General features: G+C 71.0%; 18 protein-coding genes. 9 read left to right on the top strand and 9 right to left on the bottom strand.

Going from position 1 to position 18220, the window contains the following annotated elements; translation table 11 throughout:
• Position 1 precedes the first annotated feature (1 nt).
• Genes Q9G87_RS01315 through Q9G87_RS01290 form a run of 6 tightly spaced genes read left to right on the top strand, consistent with a single transcriptional unit; the run spans position 2 to position 8917 of the window.
• A complete protein-coding gene (locus Q9G87_RS01315) occupies positions 2–1129 on the top strand; it encodes a glycosyltransferase (protein WP_305914287.1) in 1128 nt (375 codons plus the stop codon).
• Positions 1126–2322 (top strand): glycosyltransferase, encoded by a 1197-nt coding sequence (locus Q9G87_RS01310; RefSeq protein WP_305914286.1) that lies wholly within the window; start codon positions 1126–1128, stop codon positions 2320–2322. Before Q9G87_RS01315 ends, Q9G87_RS01310 begins: the two co-directional genes overlap by 4 nt.
• Entirely contained in the window at positions 2312–3364 is a 1053-nt protein-coding gene (locus Q9G87_RS01305; protein WP_305914285.1) for a glycosyltransferase, read from the top strand. Before Q9G87_RS01310 ends, Q9G87_RS01305 begins: the two co-directional genes overlap by 11 nt.
• Positions 3361–5637: a hypothetical protein gene (locus Q9G87_RS01300; RefSeq protein ID WP_305914284.1), complete on the top strand. Its 2277-nt coding sequence runs from the start codon at positions 3361–3363 to the stop codon at positions 5635–5637. Before Q9G87_RS01305 ends, Q9G87_RS01300 begins: the two co-directional genes overlap by 4 nt.
• Positions 5634–6527 (top strand): glycosyltransferase family 2 protein, encoded by an 894-nt coding sequence (locus Q9G87_RS01295; RefSeq protein WP_305914283.1) that lies wholly within the window; start codon positions 5634–5636, stop codon positions 6525–6527. The genes Q9G87_RS01300 and Q9G87_RS01295 overlap by 4 nt, the downstream gene beginning before the upstream one ends.
• Positions 6524–8917, top strand: coding sequence for a glycosyltransferase (locus Q9G87_RS01290; protein ID WP_305914282.1), 2394 nt, complete (start codon positions 6524–6526; stop codon positions 8915–8917). The genes Q9G87_RS01295 and Q9G87_RS01290 overlap by 4 nt, the downstream gene beginning before the upstream one ends.
• On the opposite strand, the gene Q9G87_RS01285 is transcribed toward Q9G87_RS01290, so the two are convergent.
• Complete coding sequence (locus Q9G87_RS01285; RefSeq protein ID WP_305914281.1) at positions 8898–9773, bottom strand: glycoside hydrolase family 16 protein; 876 nt, start codon at positions 9771–9773, stop codon at positions 8898–8900. The genes Q9G87_RS01290 and Q9G87_RS01285 overlap by 20 nt on opposite strands.
• 279 nt (positions 9774–10052) lie before the next feature.
• Positions 10053–10577 (bottom strand): MarR family winged helix-turn-helix transcriptional regulator, encoded by a 525-nt coding sequence (locus Q9G87_RS01280; RefSeq protein ID WP_305914280.1) that lies wholly within the window; start codon positions 10575–10577, stop codon positions 10053–10055.
• Positions 10578–10617: 40 nt separating this feature from the next.
• Between Q9G87_RS01280 and Q9G87_RS01275 the strand changes: the two genes are divergently transcribed.
• Positions 10618–11571, top strand: a complete 954-nt coding sequence (locus tag Q9G87_RS01275; RefSeq protein WP_305914279.1) for an EamA family transporter — start codon at positions 10618–10620, stop codon at positions 11569–11571.
• Here the strand turns inward: Q9G87_RS01275 and Q9G87_RS01270 are convergent.
• Positions 11549–12010, bottom strand: coding sequence for a MarR family winged helix-turn-helix transcriptional regulator (locus Q9G87_RS01270; protein WP_305914278.1), 462 nt, complete (start codon positions 12008–12010; stop codon positions 11549–11551). The two genes, Q9G87_RS01275 and Q9G87_RS01270, sit on opposite strands and share 23 nt — an antisense overlap.
• Positions 12011–12121: 111 nt before the next feature.
• On the opposite strand from Q9G87_RS01270, the gene Q9G87_RS01265 reads away from it, so the two are divergent.
• Both Q9G87_RS01265 and Q9G87_RS01260 read left to right on the top strand, forming a co-directional pair.
• Entirely contained in the window at positions 12122–12967 is an 846-nt protein-coding gene (locus Q9G87_RS01265; protein WP_305914277.1) for an alpha/beta hydrolase, read from the top strand.
• Positions 12964–13089: a hypothetical protein gene (locus Q9G87_RS01260; protein ID WP_305914276.1), complete on the top strand. Its 126-nt coding sequence runs from the start codon at positions 12964–12966 to the stop codon at positions 13087–13089. The genes Q9G87_RS01265 and Q9G87_RS01260 overlap by 4 nt, the downstream gene beginning before the upstream one ends.
• Before the next feature lie 143 nt (positions 13090–13232).
• Here Q9G87_RS01260 and Q9G87_RS01255 read toward each other — a convergent pair whose 3' ends face one another.
• The 6 genes from Q9G87_RS01255 to Q9G87_RS01230 form a co-directional block, all read right to left on the bottom strand.
• Positions 13233–14234, bottom strand: coding sequence for an acyl-CoA desaturase (locus Q9G87_RS01255; RefSeq protein WP_305914275.1), 1002 nt, complete (start codon positions 14232–14234; stop codon positions 13233–13235).
• Positions 14235–14253: 19 nt separating this feature from the next.
• Complete coding sequence (locus Q9G87_RS01250) at positions 14254–14565, bottom strand: UBP-type zinc finger domain-containing protein (protein WP_305914274.1); 312 nt, start codon at positions 14563–14565, stop codon at positions 14254–14256.
• Between the two features lie 274 nt (positions 14566–14839).
• On the bottom strand, positions 14840–15055 hold the full coding sequence (locus Q9G87_RS01245) for a hypothetical protein (protein WP_305914273.1): 216 nt from the start codon (positions 15053–15055) through the stop codon (positions 14840–14842).
• A 160-nt stretch (positions 15056–15215) separates the two neighbouring features.
• On the bottom strand, positions 15216–16574 hold the full coding sequence (locus Q9G87_RS01240; RefSeq protein ID WP_305914272.1) for a PP2C family protein-serine/threonine phosphatase: 1359 nt from the start codon (positions 16572–16574) through the stop codon (positions 15216–15218).
• A gap of 63 nt (positions 16575–16637) precedes the next feature.
• Entirely contained in the window at positions 16638–16898 is a 261-nt protein-coding gene (locus Q9G87_RS01235; protein WP_305914271.1) for a hypothetical protein, read from the bottom strand.
• Between the two features lie 295 nt (positions 16899–17193).
• Positions 17194–18168: a LysR family transcriptional regulator gene (locus tag Q9G87_RS01230; protein WP_305914270.1), complete on the bottom strand. Its 975-nt coding sequence runs from the start codon at positions 18166–18168 to the stop codon at positions 17194–17196.
• Between the last annotated feature and the right edge of the window lie 52 nt (positions 18169–18220).

The raw sequence follows: 18220 nt of genomic DNA, 5'->3' as shown, positions 1-18220 counted from the left end.
CGTGCCCAGACGGCCCGTGGTGGCACTCGTCACCGATGCCATCCACCCGTACAGCTTCGGTGGCAGGGAGATCCGCTACCACGAGTTGTACGAGCACTTCACGCCGCACGCCGACCTCCACGTGTTCACCATGCGCTGGTGGCACGGTCCCCGGGTGCGCACCGAGGGCGGCGTCACCTTCCACGCGATCTCCCCGCTGCTGCCGATGTACCGGCACGGTGTCCGCTCCACCTGGCAGGCGCTGGTCTTCGCGGTGGCCTGCCTCCGGCTGCTGCGGCATCGGTTCGACGTGCTCAACGTCGACCAGATCCCGTTCCTGCACCTGTTGCCGCTGCGCCTGGTCGCCACTCTGCGCCGCAAACCGCTGATCGCGACCTGGCACGAGGTGTGGGGCCCCGAGTACTGGCGCTACAGCATGCGCGCCGGCTGGCGGCCGGCGTGGTGGATCGAGCGGCTGGCGATGCGGGCGCCCGATCGCATCATCGCCGTCTCCCCGGAGACGGCGCGGCGGCTGCGGGCTGAGCTCGGCGAGCGGGCCCCGATCACGATCGCACCCAACGGGGTCGACCTCGACGGGGTGAACCAGGCAGCGCCGCACGAGCAGCGCACCGACCTGGTCGTGGTGAGCAGGCTGATGCGGCACAAGGGCCTGGACCTGCTGCTCGCCGCCATCGCCCGGCTGCGGGAGCGCGGCCGGGCGGTCACCTGCCGGATCATCGGCGACGGCCCGGAACGCGACACGCTGCGCGAAGAGGCCGAACGGCTCGGCATCGCGCACGCCGTGGAGTTCCGGCACGACGTCAGCGAGCAGAAGGACGTGTACTCGCTGGTCAAGGCGGGCCGGGTGTTCGCCTTCCCGTCCACCAGGGAGGGGTTCGGCATCGCCGTGCTGGAGGCGATCGCCTGCGGAGTGCCGGTAGTGACCACCTCGGCCAGGGACAACCTGGCCCAGCACCTGGTGCGGCGCAGCCGGCGGGGGATCGTCTGCGACCACACGCTGGACGCGTTCGCCACAGCCCTGGCCGACGCCCTCGACGGGCCCGCGGACGATGCGCCGGCGGAGCCGTGGGTCGGCGAGTACGCCCTGGATTCGATCGCCTCCCACGTGGTCAAAGCGATGCTGCCGTGAGGATCCTCTACGTCAGCCCTTACCCGCCGGCCCGCGACGGCATCGGGACCTACACCCACGTGCTCGCCCGAGCCGTACGCGAACGCGGCCACGAGGTCGCGGTGGTCGCCGCGCGTCCGCATCCCGACGCGCCCGAGGAGGTCATCGGTGCGCTGGGCGGTGGGGTGGCGCCGCTGCGTGCGGCCGTGGCCCGGTTCCGGCCGGACGTGGTGCACGTGCAGTTCGCGGTGCCCGCGTTCGGGGCTCGTACCTTGGCCGTGGCGCGCTGGCTGGCCGGCCCCGGGGTCCCGGCGGTGGCCACGCTGCACGAGGTCAGCCGCGACACGGCGCTGCTGCGCGGGCCGGGGAGGGCGCTGTATCGGCATCTCGCGCGGGGCTGCGACCGGCTCATCGTGCACACGCGGGCGGCGCGGGACACGCTCGGCGCTCTCGGGCTGGACGGCAACGCCACGGTGGTCCCGCACTTCTCCGCGCCGCCGCCGCCCGCGACCGGCACCGCCGCCGGCCTGCGGGCCCGCTTCGGGCTGGGTGACGACCGCCTGCTCCTGGCCTTCGGCCACATCCACGTCAGCAAGGGGCTCGACGACCTGGTGCGGGCAATCGCCACGCTGCCGCCCGCGACGCTCGGCGGGGTGCGGGTCGTGGTCGCCGGCGCGGTACGGCGGCGCCACGGCCCGTTCCGGGTGTTCGAGGCACGCGACCACCTGCACCAGGCGATGGTGCGCCGGCTGGCGCGCCGGCACGGGCTGCGCGACCGGCTGGTGTTCACCGGGTACGTACCCGACGGCGAGATCGCGGCCTGGTTCGCCGCGGCGGAGGCCGTCGTGCTGCCCTACCGCGACGCCGAGCAGAGCGGGGTGGCCAACCTGGCCCGCGCCTTCGGCGTACCGGTGATCGCGACCACCGTGGGCGGGCTGGCCGAGCTGTTCGAGGGCTCCCCGTGGGCCGTCCCCCCTGGCGCCCCTGACCGGCTGGCCGCGGCGATCGCCGACCTCCTTGCGACCGGTCCGGAGGGAGGCGGCGTCGCGCACCCGCCGGACATGGTGCCGGACTCGGGCACGTTGGACATGGTGCCGGACTCGGGCACGTTGGACACCGACCTGAGCACGGTCACGACGCGGACGGTCGCCGTGTACGAGGCCGTTCGCAGCCCGCTCGCCCGCATCCCCGGGAACCGTCCCGATGCCCCCTAGCCTGTCCGTCGTCATCTGCTCCTACAACGGCGCGCTCCGCCTCGGGCGGACCCTCGACGCGCTGGCGGCCCAGACCGCCCACGCCGACCTGGAGATCATCGTCGTCGACGACGCGTCCCTGGACGGGACCGGGGACGTCGCGCGCGGCCACGGGGTCACGGTCATCCGCCACGAAACGAACCGCGGCACGGCAGCGGCACGCGACACCGGCCTGCGGGCCGCGAAGGGGCAGGTCGTGGCCTTCCTCGACGACGACTGCGAGCCGTGTCCCCGCTGGGCCGAGCTGCTGCTGGGCGGCTACGCCGAGGAGGGCGTCGCCGGCGTGGGCGGTCCGATCGTGCCCGTGACCGGGGAGGGCTTCCTGCCGCGGTTCCTCGAACGCAACAACCGGCACCAGCCGCTGGAGCTGGAGCTCACCGTCAGCGCGGCGCTGCCGTACCGGCTGTGGTTGTATCTGCGGCGGCAGTGGGCGACAGCCGAGGCAGCCCGCGGGCGGCGGGACGTCTACGCCTTCAGCGGCGGCAACATGTCGTTCGAGCGGGAGCGGCTGCTGGCCGCGGGCGGGTTCGACACCAGGTTCCGGTACGCGGCCGAGGAGGAGGACCTGTCCCGCAGGCTCCGACGGGACCGGCCGGGACGGCTGGTCTTCGTCCCCGACGCGCCGGTCGCGCACCGGTACACACCCACGGTGCGCGGAATGCTGCGCCGCAGTCTGGCGTACGGGCGGGGCGCCGCGATGCAGTACCTCAAGTGGCCCGCGGTGCGGCCGACGGTGTTCCCGTGGCCGGTGCTCGTCGCGGGTCTCGCCCTCGCGGCCATCCGGTGGCCGGCGGTCGCGGTCGCGCCCGTGCTGCTACCACTGCTGCTCTACCCGGTGGGGCTGCGGAACGCGGTGAGGGGCAGGATCGAGGCGCTCGCCGACCCGTACCTCCGGCTCGCCCAGGAAGCGTGCGAGAATATCGGCTTCCTGCACGGTCTGTGGGCCTTCCGCCGCATGTTCGCCGAGGACAGGACCGGCCGGGGCGGGGGGCAGAGCACGTGACCGTCCGCGAGCAGGACAGGCGTTTGGTGCTGTACGGCGCGGCCCTCGTCCTGATCGTCGGGTTGACCCAGGTGCGCCAGCTGTGGGCGGCCCAGCTGTTGCTCGTGCCGCTGCTGTTGATCGTGCCCGGATGCCTGCTGCTCCGGGCGTTGCGGGTGCCGGGCCACCGGGTGGCGGCGTTCCCGTTGTACGTGCCGGCCGCGTCGCTGATCGTGCTCATGGTGTCCGGCCTCGCGGTCACCCTCCTCGTGCCGCTGGTCGACGGCGCCGTCCTCGACGCGGTGTTCAGTCCCGGCTCGGACCCCGGGGCGCCGCTCCGACCCGGGCCGCTGCTCGCCGGGCTCATGCTGGTCTGCCTGGGGCTGTTCCTCGCCGGGGTGAGGGCGCCGCAGGAGACGGCCGTCCCGTGGCGGTCTCTGCCCTCCGCCGGGTGGTTGTCGCTGCCGTTGCTGCTGCCGCTGCTCGCCGCGGCGGGGGCGCTGCGGCTCAACCACGGGTACGGCCCCGAGGTGGCGATCGCGGCCGTCGCCGGCTGTGTGCTCGTGCTGGCCTTCGGGATCGTCCGAGCCGGGCGGCTCGGGACGGGACGGCCGGCCGTGCTGCTGTACGCCGTCTCGCTGGCCATGATGTGGTCGTACGCGCTCCGCGGCGAGCTGGTCTACGGGTTCGACATCGCCTCCGAGTACGCCGTGGCCCAGGAGACGGCGACCTCGGGGATCTGGGTGACCGGCCCGCACCCCGACGCGTACGGGGCGATGCTCAGCATCACCGTTCTGCCCGCCGAGCTGCACGCGCTGACCGGGCTGCCGGTCCTCCTGGTGCTCAAGGTCGTCTACCCGGCGATCTTCGCGATGTTCCCCGTCGGGATCTTCCACCTCGCCAGGCGCTTCCTGCCGGGCCAGTGGGCGTTCGCCGCCGCCGCGTTCGTGACGGCGCAGGGCGCGCTGTCCCAGCAGTTCCCGGCGCTGGCCCGGCAGGAGATCGCCATGCTGCTGTTCGCCGCGCTGTGCGGGGCCCTGCTCGACGCCCGGCTGCGGCATTTCCCCAAGAGCGCGTTGTTGTGCCTGTTCGGGGCGGGCATCGTGGTCTCGCACTACACGACCGCGTACTTCACGGCCGTGATGCTCGGCGGGGCACTGGTCCTGCAGGCCGCTCTGTGGGCCCTGCGGCGGCCGCGGATCGCGCCGCGGGCGGTCGTGGCGGCGCTGCTGCCCGGGCTGCTCGCCGGGGTGCTCTGGTACGTTCCGATCACCCGGTCGACGGCCAACATCGGCGAGTTCCGCACCGCGCTGAGCTCGGAGGGCCTGCGGCTGTTGCCCGGCGCCGAGACCGCCGGGACGCTGCTGTCCGCCTACCTGCGGGGCACCGACGTGACCCGCATCCCGACGTACCTCTACGCCAAGCGGGTGGTGCCCAAATACCGTCCACCCAAGGCCACCGTGACGCCTGCCGCCGACGCGGACGATCCCCGATGGGCGCTCGGGGACGCGGGGGTGCCCGTACCCCCGAAGATCGCGCCGGCGGTGAGCGCGTCGCTCGACCTCGGCGTGCTGCTGGTCCAGCAGCTGGCGAACCTGCTCGGCCTGATCGGCGCCCTGGTCATGGCCCTGCGCCGCCGCTCGTCGTGGCTGGTCCGGCGGATCGGCGTGCTGGCCGTGCCGATGCTGGCCGCCCTGGTGCTGCTGCGCTTCTCCGGCACCCTCGCGGCCGCGTACAACCAGAGCCGCGCCCAGTTGCAGGCGCTGACGCTCGTCACCATCGCCATGTTCTGGCTGCTGCACCGCGTCTCGGCGGCCAAATTCCCCGCCCCGCTCCGCCGGACGGTGTACGGGCTGGCGGGAGCGGCCGTCGTCGTCACCTTCGCGACCGGCAGCGGCCTGGACAACGTGCTGCTCGGCGGGGAGCGGGCGACCAACCTTTCGGCGCGCGGCGAGGACTGCGAGCGGTTCTGCATGTACGAGGCCGAGCTGGCGGGGGCGCGCTGGCTCGAAGCGGCGGCACGCGGCTCGCCCGACCGCGTCTACGCCGACCGGTACGCGCAGCTGCGGTTGTTCGCCGAGCTCGGGCCGGGGCGGCGGATCCAGACCGACATCACCCCCCTGACCCTGGACCGCCGGGCCTGGGTGTATGCGAGCTGGACCAACACCGCCGTCGGCCGTGCCAGGTCGCTGTTCGACAACCAGCTCGCCCTGTACGCGTTCCCGACCGGCTTCCTCGAGGCACACTACGATCTCGTCTACACGAGCGGAGTCACGAAGGTCTTCCACCGATGATCTCTATCGTCATCATCAGCAAGGACGAGCCCGCGCTGGACGGCACCCTCGACGGCGTCACCGGCGCGGCCGAGTCCGCCGGCCTGCCATACGAGATCATCGTCGTGGACGCCTCGGACGGCCGGCTCGACGCCGTCGCCGCCGCCCACCCGCACGTGCGGTGGACGGCCTTCACCCCGCCGCCAGGCGTGCGCGTGACCATTCCGCACCAGCGCAACGCCGGCGTGCGCGCCGCCAAGGGCGAGATCGTCGTGTTCACCGACGCGGGCTGCCTCCCTCAGGGCGACTGGCTGCGCGGCCTCGTCACGCCGATCCTCGACGAGGGCGAGAGCGTCGTGTCGGGGCTGGTCACCGGCCCCGAGGGGCACGACAGCCTCTACGACGCCGACGCCCGGCGCCGCGCCACCGCCCGCTACCTCCCGGAGTGCGGCACCGGCAACCTCGCGGTGCGCCGGGAGGTCTTCGACGAGGTCGCCGGCTTCGACGAGACGTTCGGGTACGGCTCCGACGTCGACTTCAGCTGGCGGGTCCAGGACACCGGGCACCGCATCCGCAGCGCTGGGGACGCGGTCGTCACCCACGAGTGGGGGGACCGCCGGCGGCAGCTCCGCCGCTCGTACGTCTACGGCAAGGCCCGCGCCCGGCTCTACCTCAAGCACCGGGGCCGACGGGCGCACCTGCTGCGCCGGGAACCGATGGTCGTGGCGTATCCCCTCTTCCTGCTCGGCCTGCCGCTGACCCTGTGGTTCCCGCTCTACCCGGCGCTGCTGCTGCTGCCGGCCTGGCGCAACCGGCACAACGGTCCGGTGCGGGTCCTCGCCGACCACCTGGCGTACGGCGCGGGCGTGCTCGCCGAACTCGCCGCTCCCCGGGGTCGCGCCGGCCGATGAAGGTGCTGGTCTTCCCCCGCGACAGCAACCCGTACCAGGACCTGCTGCACGACGAGTTACGCCGGACCGGCGTCCGCGTCCACTATCTGGGCGAGCTGACCTTCTCCCACACGCTCAACCTCCTGCTGCTCCCCGCCGAGCTGGCCGCCTGGCGGCTGGCCGGGGCCCGGATCGTGCATCTGCACTGGGTGTGGAAGTTCGCGCTGCCGGGCGGGGCCTGGATGCGGCGGCCGGCGCAGCTGTGGTTCGCCGCCGTCCTCGGCGTCGTGCGGCTGCTCGGCCTGCGGCTGGTGTGGACCGCGCACAACGTGCTGCCGCACCGGCCGGTCTTCGCCGACGACGCCGCCGCCCGGCGCACCCTGGTACGGCACTGCGACCTCGTGATCGCCCACCACTCGACGGCGCTGCACCGGCTGGCGGCCCTGGGGGCGGTGCCGTCCAGGGCCGCCGTGATCCCGCACGGCCCCTTCCCCGCGCCACCGCTGCCGCCGCCGGGCCGGTCGGTCGGGCCCCGCACGTTCCTGTTCTTCGGGCGGATCGAGCCGTACAAGGGGGTCGAGGACCTGCTTGCGGCCTTCACTGCGCTGCCCGGCGGGCTGGACGTGCGCCTTGTGATCGCCGGATCATGCCCGGACGCGGCGCTCGCGGCCCGGCTGAAGGCGTCGGCCGCCGCCGACGACGGCGTCGAGCTGCGGCTCGGGCGGGTGCGCGACGAGGACGTCGCCGGGCTGTTCGCGGCGGCCGACATCGTCGTGCTGCCGTTCCGCGAGATCACCACCAGCGGCAGCGCGCTGCTCGCCCTCGCCCACGGCAGGCCGCTGATCGTCCCCGCGCTGCCCGCCCTGGCGGGGCTGCCGGCCGCAGCCCTGGCCGGTTACCGCGGCGGCGTCACCGGGCTCACCGCGGCCCTGCGGGCGGTGGCGGGCTGGGACGCGGCGACGCTGGCGGCGATGTCGGCAGCGGCGCTGGAGCACGTGAACGGCCTCGGCTGGACCGAGATCGCCCGCGCGACCCGGAACGGCTACGCCACCGTGCTGCGGGATCGGGGCGGGCAGACGGGGGAACGCGTGCGCCTCGATCGGATGGGGGAGCGCATGGGCCTCGACGCCGCGGGTGGGCGGATGCGGGAGCGTGTCCGCTCGCTGTTCCGCAACGTCCTGGTCCGCGGGACCTTCCTGCTGCTGGCGAACACGGTGCTGCTCGCGGCCGGCGGCTTCGCGTTCTTCACGCTGGCGGCGCGCAACTACCCGGTCGAGGCCGTCGGCTGGCTGACCGCCGTGACCGCGAGTGTCAACCTGCTGTCCACCGTCGCCGCCCTCGGCCTGCCCACCACGCTGCTGCGCCATCTCGTCAAAGCCGACGACCCGCGCCGGCTGGCGGCGATCGCTGTGACCGCCGTCGGCGCGATCGGCGGCGTGCTCGCCCTGCTGTCGCTGCTGATCCTGGCGCCGCTGCTGCCCGGCGGTCCGGAGCTGATCCGGCAGCCGGGGACAATCACGCTGGTCACCGTCCTGGTGATGGTCACCGCGGTGGGCGGGACGCTGGACGCGGGGCTGGTGGCGGTCCGGGGCACCGCGGCGCTGCTGGCCAAGAACCTGGCGGGCACCGTGCTGAAGGTCGGCGCGCTGCTGCCGTTGGTCCCGCTCGGATTCACCGGCCTGGTCCTCGCCTACGGCGGCGGCGCACTGCTCGCGTGCCTGCTCGGCGGGGCGGCCCTGTGGCCGCGGCTGCGCCGCGCCGCAGACCGCGCACGGCCGATGGAGCTGCTGCGGCGGTACCTGCCGTTCTCCACCGCCGGTTACCTGGCGACCGCGCTCGGCATGCTACCGAGCACCGTCGTGCCGCTGGAGGTGCTGGCCGTCCAGGGGCCACAAGCGGCGGCGTACTTCGCGATCGCCTTCCAGGTGGCGGCGTTCCTCAACTTCATCCCTTCGACGAGCGCGCAGGTGCTGTTCGCCGAGGCGCAGCGGATCTCGCTGCGCCGGTACCTGCGCAAGGCCGTGGTGGGGATCTACGGCCTGCTCGTCCCCGCCGTCGCGGTGATCGTGGTCGGCGCGCCGTACATCCTTCGGGTGTTCGGGGACGCCTACTCGGCGCAGGCGGCGGAGACGCTGCGGGTCCTGGCCCTGGCGGCGCTGGTCGGCGCGGGGAACTATCTGGTGGACACGATCCTGATCAGCAGGGACCGCACCGGTGCGTACGTCTTCATGAACGGCGCCAACGCGGTCCTGGTCCTGGGGCTGGTGGCGGCGCTGCTCCCGTACGGGCTGACCGCCGCGGCCCTCGGCTGGACGCTCGCGCAGGGCCTGTCCCTGCTGCTGGGAGTGGGCGTGCTGATCGCTGCCTTCGCCCCCGGGCGGCGTGCCGAGGTCAGCGCGGCGGATCGGTAGCGGCGGCGTACACGCGGACGTGGTCCACGATCAGCTGCTGCGGGAAGCGGGTCGTCGAGTCGGGCGGGCCGGGCCAGTCACCGCCGACGGCCAGGTTGAGCAGGAGGTAGTAGGGCACGTCGAAGTCCCAGCCGCCGGGCGGGGCGTCGGCCTTGTGCTCGGTGGCGTAGACCTGGCCGTCGACCAGGAAGGAGATGCGGTCGGGGTACCAGTCGGCGGCGAAGACGTGGAAGTCGTCGGCGAACCTGCCCCCGTCGGGCAGCCGGTAGGAGTTGAGCGCGTCGTAGCCCTTTTCCCCGTGCAGGTTGCCGTGGACCGTGTCCGGCTCGCGCCCGAGGTGCTCCATGATGTCGATCTCCCCGCGCCCGCTGCCCTGGGGAGAGCGCCGCGCCCAGAAGGCCGGCCACATGCCCTGACCTGTGGGCAACTTGATGCGGGCCTCGATCCGCCCGTAGCGCTGGACGAACTTCCCCGCCGTGAACAACCGGGCGGAGGTGGCCGCGCACACGCGGGGGCTGCAGTCGTGGGCGCCCGCGTCGTCGGACCGGGCGGTGATGACCAGCCGGCCCTGGCCGTCCACGACCGCGTTGCGCGGCGTGTAGTACTCCAGCTCGTTGTTGTAGCCGAGATGGTCGTCGACCAGATTCCACTTCGCCGGATCCGGCGGCCCGGCGGGACCGTCGAACTCGTCCGCCCAGACCAGCCGCCACCCCGCCGGCGCCTCCGACGGAGCCTTCGCCGACGTCGGCGCGCTCTCACGCCCGGTCACCACGTAGAGCGTGGCCGCGACCGCGACCGTGAACGTGAGGACCAACGCCCCGGCCACCCACCAGCCCGTCCGATCACGGCGGGACACCGCCCTGGCAGCGTGGGGCGAACCGCTCGCACCTGGCGCCCGCCGGTGGTGCGCACCTCCGCGGGGATCCCGGTGCCATGCGCGGTCATCGGACACGGACCCCTACCCTCTTGACGGCATGATGTGTCATCGTACGGTGCTTCTCCGGTGAGCCCGAGCATCCGCAAGCGCTTCCCCGCGCTCTGCACCACCTACCAAACACGGGTGTACGGCTGTGCGGCAAGCCGGGTCGGGCACCAGGTGGCCCAGCGCTACGCATACCTGGCGCCTGACAACGGATCACCCGCTGCTGGGAGGGTGCTGATGCTCCATGCGGGAGAGCCAGGTCGTGAGCAGTGTTTCGAGCGTCTCGGCCTCTGTGGGCGTCAGCAGATCAAGCAGGTCGCGTTCGTTGCGCATGTGCTCGGTGAAAGCTCGGTCGATCAGTTCGCGCCCCGGTCTGGTGAGGGCGACGATCCGGCCACGCTGGTCGCCCTTGGAACGGCGGCGGGTGACGAGTCCGGCTCGCTCCAGGCGGTCGATCCTCTTCGTCATCGCGCCGGTGGTGACCATGGTGTGCGCGGCGAGCTCGCCGGGGGCCCGTTCGTAGGGCTCACCGGCGCGGCGCAGGGCACACAGGACGTCGAATTCTCCCTCGCTGAGACCGTAGCGGCCGTAGACGAGGCAGAGTCTCTCGGTGAGCTGGTCGGCCAGGCGGTGGAGCCGGCCGATCACTCCCTGTGGGGAGACGTCGACGTCGGGACGTTCGCGGCGCCAGTCGGCTTGGATGCGGGCCACGCGGTCCAGCGGTTGCCGATGTTCCATGGACACCAATATAGCTTCCCGGGAAGTTATATTGTCTTCCATGGAAGCTAATGTGCGCTGGGTCGCACTGACCGCGGTCGCGCCGGTGGCCTGGGGGGCCAACTACTTCGTCACCCACGAGTTCCTCCCCGCAGACCGCCCGCTGCAGGGAGCAGCTCTGCGGGCGCTGCCCGCCGGCCTCGTTCTGCTGGCCTTGTGCAGGCAGCGGCCACGCGGCGCATGGTGGTGGCGATCCGCCGTGCTCGGGCTGCTCAACGTGAGCGTGTTCTTCGTCCTCGTCTACGCCGCCTCTCAGTTGCTTCCGACGAGCGTCGCCTCGACCGTCATGGCGGTGTCGCCGCTGACGATGATGCTCATTGCCTGGTCCCTGGTGTCCGAGCGGCCCAGCATCGCGCACCTCGCCGGCGCCGTGATCGGGCTCGCCGGGGTATGTCTCATGCTGCTCACGGGAGTGGGAGGCGTGAGCGTGCCAGGAATCCTCGCCTCGGTCGCCGCCGTGCTGGTTTCGTCCTTCGGCCACATCCTGGCCAAGCGATGGAGCGCCGGTGCCGATGTCCTCGCCTCGACCGCCTGGCAACTCACCGCCGGAGGTCTGTTCCTGCTCCCGGTCGCCGCAGTTGTGGAGGGCCCTCCGCCCGCGCTCTCCACACCGGCGCTCCTCGCATTCGGCTACGTCTCCCTGGTCGCCACCGCGCTGGCCTTCGCCGCCTGGTTCGCCGGGCTCCGGCGCTTGCCTGCGGGGACAGTGGGTCTGATCGGACTGCTCAACCCCGTTACGGGCGTGCTGCTCGGCACCGCGGTCGCCGGAGAGGTGCTGACGGTCCAGCAACTGTGCGGGCTGGTGCTGGTCCTGGTCGGAGTAGTCCTCGGCCGACCTGCGCCCGCGGGCCGACGTGGCGGCAGTCAGGCACCGCTCGATCCTGCATCTGACGAGTCTCGCGCGGTCGCGCTCCGGGTGAACGGTCGGAGTGCTAACCGCGTTCGAGGGCGATGACCTCTTCCAAGGCGCGCCGCAGCACGGCGACCTGGTCCGCGCCGAGATGCCGCGACCACCGCTGCTCGATGTCGGCGAGGATCCGGGCCGCTGCGACCTGGGCCATCGTGCCCTGGTCGGTGAGGCGGATGATCTTGGCGCGGCGGTCGACCGCGTCGGGCACGCGCTCGACGTAACCCTGATCCTCAAGTTCGCCGACCAGCTCGCTGATCGCCTGCTTGGTGAGCCCGGAGCGTTCGGCGAGCGTGGTCAGCCGCGAGCCTTCGGCGTCGATGAACCGGAAGACGGAGCCGTGCACGTACCGGATCCCCTCGAACCCTTCGTCGGCCAGCCGCTGGTGAAGTCGCCCGAGCGCGATGTCCTTGGCCTGCGTGAGCAGGGTGGGAAGGGGCACGTTGGACTGGTCTTGCTGCTCCCACGTTGGGGATCGCCTCGTCATCGCCGTGCGGCCTCCCTTCCATGCGATTTCGTCAGGCAGCTTGACGATATCAGCAGGCGTGGTAAAGTCACCTGACTGTCAGGTCGCTTGACTAATTTGCTGGAGGACCAGATGCGAAACCTTGCCGAACAGCGCGAGCAGTTCGCGGCCATGCTCACCAGGCCCTTACCCGCGAATGTCGCTTCATCGGCGACCACACTCGGCGGACGGCCGGCACTGGAGCTGCGGATCGGAGCGCCCGGTGCGGCAGGCGAGGACGTGCTGCTGTATCTCCACGGCGGCGCCTTCGTGGTCGGGTCGGCGCGTGTCACCGCCCACCTCACCGTCGCGCTGCTGCAGCACCTCGACGGCCGGGCGATCTCGCTCGACTACCGGCTGGCGCCGGAGCATTCGTTCCCGGCCGCGTCCGATGACTGCCTGGCGGCCTACCGCGAACTGCTGGACTCCGGCACCGACCCCCAGCGGCTGGTGATCGCGGGCGACTCGGCCGGAGCCGGGCTGGCCGTGGTCACCATGCTGCGCGCCCGGGACGCGGGCCTGCCGATGCCGGCGGCGGCGGTCCTGTTCTCTCCGGCGGTCGATCTCACCCTCAGCGGCGGGAGCATGCGGTCCAAGGACGGGGTCGACCCCATCTTCACCCCGGCCGATCTCGAGTGGTACTTCGATCAGTACGTCGCCGGCGGTGACAGGTCGGCGCCCGAGGTGAGCCCGGTCTTCGCCGACCTCACCGGGCTGCCGCCCCTGCTGATCCAGGTCGGATCGAGCGAGCTCCTGCTGGACGACGCCGTACGGCTGGCCGGGCGCGCCGGGGCCGACGAGGTCGCGGTGACGTTGGAGGTCGCTCCGCGCCAACCGCACGTGTTCCAGCACAACGAATCGGCCGAGGCGGCAGCGGCGCTGGAGCGAGCCGGCCGGTTCCTGGCCTCCAGGCTTCGCGGCAGGAAGGAAGAATCGTGAGTCGGCTGGCCGAGCATGTGATGGGGCCGGTGCTCAGGCCCCAGGACGAGCAGTACGGCTCACACCTGCTCCGATACACGCCCGAGCGCGACGCCTGCCCAGGCTCGGACCTGCGCAGGTAGGTGATCGTGGGCGGGGCCGGCTCCGGCGAGCTGGTCCGAACCAAGGTCCTCACCGACGCGGAGAAGGACGCGATCGTGGCCGCGGCCGCACGAGGTGCCCGGCCGGGTGGAGGTGCCGGCAGCGACATCGCAAGCGGCATCGCTCAGTCTCCGGCCGGGGCGCGGGCTTGTGATCGCGGCGCGGCGCGGCGGTGTTGGACGCGGTCGGCATCGGGCCAGTGCACGTCGCTGGCCCAACCCAGCCGCTCTAGCAGGCGGATCACCCCGCCCGCCGGGTCGATTTGGCCCCGCTCGAGACCGTGACGGGCGCAGCTGGGCTCGCTGTGATGGCCGTTGTGCCAGCTCTCGCCGAAGGACAGCAGGGCCAGCGGCCACAGGTTGGTGGAGCGGTCGTGGCGGCGGGTTTTGAAAGGCCTGCTGCCGACGACGTGGCACAGGGAGTTGACGCTCCAGGTGACGTGCTGCAGCAGCGCGATGCGGATCAACCCGGCCCACAGGAAAGCGGTCAGGCCACCGTACAGGGTGCCGGTGATCGCCCAGCCGGCCAGGAACGGCAGCGCGAGCGACAGCGCACACAACGCGGGAAAAGCGCGTGTCACCCGGACCATGGCCGGATCGGCCAGCAGGTCCGGGGCATAGCGCTCGGCCGGCGTCTGGTCGTCGGTGAACATCCAGCCAAGGTGAGCGTGGGCAAGCCCCCGAAGCTGCCCGCGAAGACCGGTTCCGTATCGGTAGGGAGAGTGCGGATCGCCCGGCCGGTCAGTAAACGCGTGATGGCGGCGATGCACCGCCACCCAGTCGATCACGTTGCCCTGGAAGCCCATCGAACCAGCGACCGCCAACGCCACGCGCAGCCATGGCCGCGCAGTGAAAGAACCATGAGTCAGCAGCCGGTGGAACCCGACCGTCACGCCCAGCCCGGTCACCACATACAAGCCCGCGGCCAGCAGCAGATCGGTGAACGCCACTCCCTGCCCCCATGCCAGGAAGATCGCGACACCGAGCGCAATGAACGGCGCCACGACGATCGCCGCCGTCAGCCCCACCTGAGCGCCACCGGCCGGCGCGTGTCCTGCTGCCTCGGGGAACGGCGATGCGCCGTCGTAGTCCTGACGGCGTTCCGCCGCCTGCTCGGAAACAGTCATGGAATCTCCCTCATCTCGTCTATACGGTCCGGCAGTGCACGTAACACCAACGCCACGTCGACCGTGGCTCCAGGACGGTGACCACCGGGTGGTCGGTCTCCCGGTAGTGGGCACGGGCATGACGCCCGCGTGAATCATCGGAACAGGCCACCCACCCGCAGGTCAGGCACACCAGCAACCGCGTCCAGGTCTGGCCGAGGGCCAGACATTCCTTGCATTCGGGTGGTCCGTACTCCACAGCCGGGAGCAGGTCGACGTGATCGCAGCGCGGCGCCTGACCATTCAGGCGTGCGCGGTCGGTCGCGCTCGTTCTTTGTGCGTCCAGGGTCATGACGACCCCCTCACCGTGACAGCGACGCAAGCTGCGCCGACTGGTCACCCACCACTCAAGGTGCTCAGCGAGCCCGCGGAAACACGCAATCCCAGCTAGCCTCATCACCTGAGGCGATAGCGAGCCACGGCTCTCGCAGTGAGTGCCGATCAACCTGATCATCCCGGGTATCGAGCACTTCAACCTGCTCGTCATCCCACCCGGCACCACACCCGCCGCCGCTGCCAACGCGCTCGGCACCTGATCACACGTTTCGGTGCGGACCGCACACCCGTTACGGCTCCCTCCTGGCGAGCGCGTGGTCGGCCTCGGTGCTGAGCAACCGGGCGGCGGCAGCCACCTCAACTAGCTGACCAGGCGTCATCGCCTCAAGACAGACGGCGAGCCGCTGCCGGTCACCGCGGCAGGCCATGCTCGTCGCGTTCTGAAAGGCGAGTGCGCGCGAGGCTGTGCCGATCGCTTTCAAGACGTCGGCCAGTGCCTGATCCATGTCATCGTTCGGATCCGGCCGCCGCGGAGGTCGATCATTCATCACTCTTCACCGTGCCGTCCTTGAGATCCGAGAGTTGTCCGATCCCGTCGTGCCCACCACAGGCCGGGGCTCTGCGCCCGGTGCCGGCTGTGGTCAACGGGAGAGCGTCCCCAGGGGGTCAGTTTTGCGGCGTCTCCGAGATCAGAACCGTCTGGTCGTCCCGGCAGCGTCCGGCCGGTGAGCACGGCTGATGATAAGCCTTGCCCGCGACCGCATCAGCAGAATGTTCAGAACGGTCAAAGACCTCGGCCAGGTGGTCGGCGGTTCCGCCGCACCATTCGACCAGGAAGAGGGTCGCGTCATCACTTGTCGTCCCCTTCCTCTGCCGCATCAGGGTGTGAGAAAGGCTTCGTACCATCTGCTGCACGCTTCTCGTCATGGGCCCGACACGCTCGATGGAGTTGATCAGACGTTCTTCGCCGAACTGCTCACCACCGATCTCGTGCTCTTCGACAAGACCATCGGTGTAGAACAGCACCCGATCGTGACGCATGAGCTGGCGCGTGTTGATCTGCGGGGCGGCACCGCCGAAACCGACCGGTCGGGTGCCCGCACCTTCCAACGCCTCAATGACCCGGTTGCCGCGGATCAGCAACGGCGCCGGATGTCCCGCGTTGACCCATTCCAAGTAACCCGACCCGATATCCAGACGCGCCATCTGCGCCGTGACGAACTGATCGGGACCGAACTGCTCATTGATGGCGGTATCCATGAATTCATACAATTCGGCAAGCCCCACGTTGGCGCGCCTGGCACGCCGATAGGCGCCAATGGCCACGGTCGCCAGCACAGCGGCGTTCAAACCATGGCCCATCGCGTCAATAACGGCCATGTGCAGGACCTCGTCGTTGAGGGCGTAATCCAAGCTATCCCCGGCGACGTCATAGGCCGGCTCCATGATCCCGGCAACCGCGACCTGCGGGATGGCCATGGACAACGGGGGCAACAGCGACCACTGGATCTCCGCCGACACGCTCATCGGCTCGCGACGCCGCGCCCGGGAGAACTCGTCTGTATAGCTGTTCTTGATGACGAGCATATCGGCGACCAGGCCGGCCAGCCGTCGCAGAAATCGGCGGTCGTCGTCGTCGACCCTGCTGAGGGTCAGGGCCATCACCCCGACCTCGTCACTGCCATCAAGCAGCGGCAGGAACATCCGGATGCCGTCGGCCACCGGATGCTCCTGCCTCGCCTCGCTGACAAAAGCCTCACCTGCCCATGACCCGTCAATGGGCACGGGATCGCCCCCCATGAGCCCCCTGCCCGGCAGCGGCACCAACATCACCTGGTCATAGGCCAGCAGCAAGATCGACACATCCCGGCCACCGATCCTGCGCACCTCCTCCGCCACCAACGGAGCGATCAGCTGTGGGGGCATAGCGTGAGCCCGGTCCAGCAACTGCCCCAGCAGCCGCTCGCCGAAGCCTTCCGACCGGTCCACCACAACCTTGCGGCCCTCCGGCACACGTCCCGTCATAACTGATCCGGTTCCCCCGTACTGGATTCCCTCTCTGCCGTGTCATGTTGGGCAGCCCGCCCGCTACAGGTACTGGCCCGCCTCGGCGCTGTCTGTCTTCGACACACGCACCGACACCACATTGGCGAGGTTGATGACCACGCCGTGCACGTCAGCCTCACGGTCATATCTCGCCCGCATCAACACCAGGCTGCGCCGCTCGTCCACAGCACGTGCGACCGCCGCCACCGCCTCCGGCTCCCCAGCGAAGTCCCCGCTCATCACGGAAATGTCTTCACCGCCCACCAGGCGGAATCGAATGATCAACGCGACATTCTCTGACACGGCCCGCCCCCTCTCGCCAGAATCCGCAAGGAGCACCTGCCCAGCATCGAACGCTGTAGGCAACTGCCCTCCACATCCGCCTACCGTGCCGGCGGCCATCGCTAACCCTGCGACGGCGCCACGCTGGTCCGCCAGACCCACCAGCGCTACCGCACGTCCCGCGCGGTCACCGACTACCAGGAGTTCGCCCGTATGCCGCACTTCGCCCTCGGCGCGGGAACAAGTCGCGGACCACGCCATCCACTGTCTGCAGCACCTGGGCTTCGTGGCGTACACCATGGTTCGAGCCGGCGCATCAGACAGGCTCATCGCTGTGGCTGGTGACGCTCGGAGCCCCTCCGCCGGGCGTTGGTCCGGTGGGCGGGACGGCGGGTTCCAGCCAGCCGAGCCGCTCGGCGAGTTGGCGTGCGCTGTCGATGACGGTGGCGATGTGGGGAGAGGGGTTGGCGTCGTACCACAACAGTGACCAGGGGTAGTGCGTGGCAGGTTCGATCAGGGGCCGCCAGGTGGTGCCCGGCCGGGTGGAGGTGCGAAAGGAGGAGGGGACGCAGTGCACGCACCGGCGCTGGAGTACGAGGTCAGCCGCGGCGCGGGTGCTCTCAACGGTTCCCTCGTAGATGGTGGGCGCGAACCCGGCCGAACGGCACAGCTCGAGGACGAACTGGTTGAGCTCCGGCGTTTGGGATTCCTCGCCGAGCAGCAGGGGTTCGTCAGCGAGAGCGGCGACGCGTACGCCGTCCGTCATGTCGGCGAAGTCGTGGTCGTCGGGCACCAGCACGCCGAGCGGATCGAGTCTGATCAGCTTGGACTCCACTGCGGCCGGGGTCTGGCCAGCAGGTCCGATGGCGATGTCCAGGCGGCCGTCGGCCAGTTGCCGGTACTGCTCGGGGGTGCCTGATTCGACCTGGTGGATCGTGATGTCGGGATGGGCGTGTTGGAATTCGCGCAGGATCTGCGGCATGGTGTCGTAGCCGGCGTCGATGATGCCGACACGGAGCGTGGGCGCTGACGCGACGGCGTTGCGTGCGGCTTGCCCGGCGCGGCCCACGTGGTCGAGGATCTGGCGCGCCTCGATGAGGAAAGCCGCGCCCGCCGGGGTCAGAGCGACGTGGTGGGTGCTGCGATCCAGCAGTCGCACGCCCAACTCGCGTTCCAGCCGCTGGATCTGCTGGCTCAGCGCGGACTGCACGATGTGCTCGCGGGCCGCGGCCCGGCCGAAATGCAACTCTTCAGCCAGCGTCACGAAATAGCGCAGCTGACGTAGCTCCATGCCCGCCAACCCTTTCTGCTGAGCGGCGCCGATCCAGGCGTCTCCCCCACTC

Origin of the sequence: Nonomuraea turcica, assembly GCF_030718205.1 — a bacterium.
Classification (GTDB): domain Bacteria; phylum Actinomycetota; class Actinomycetes; order Streptosporangiales; family Streptosporangiaceae; genus Nonomuraea.
This window is presented reverse-complemented; position numbering and strand designations above follow the sequence as displayed.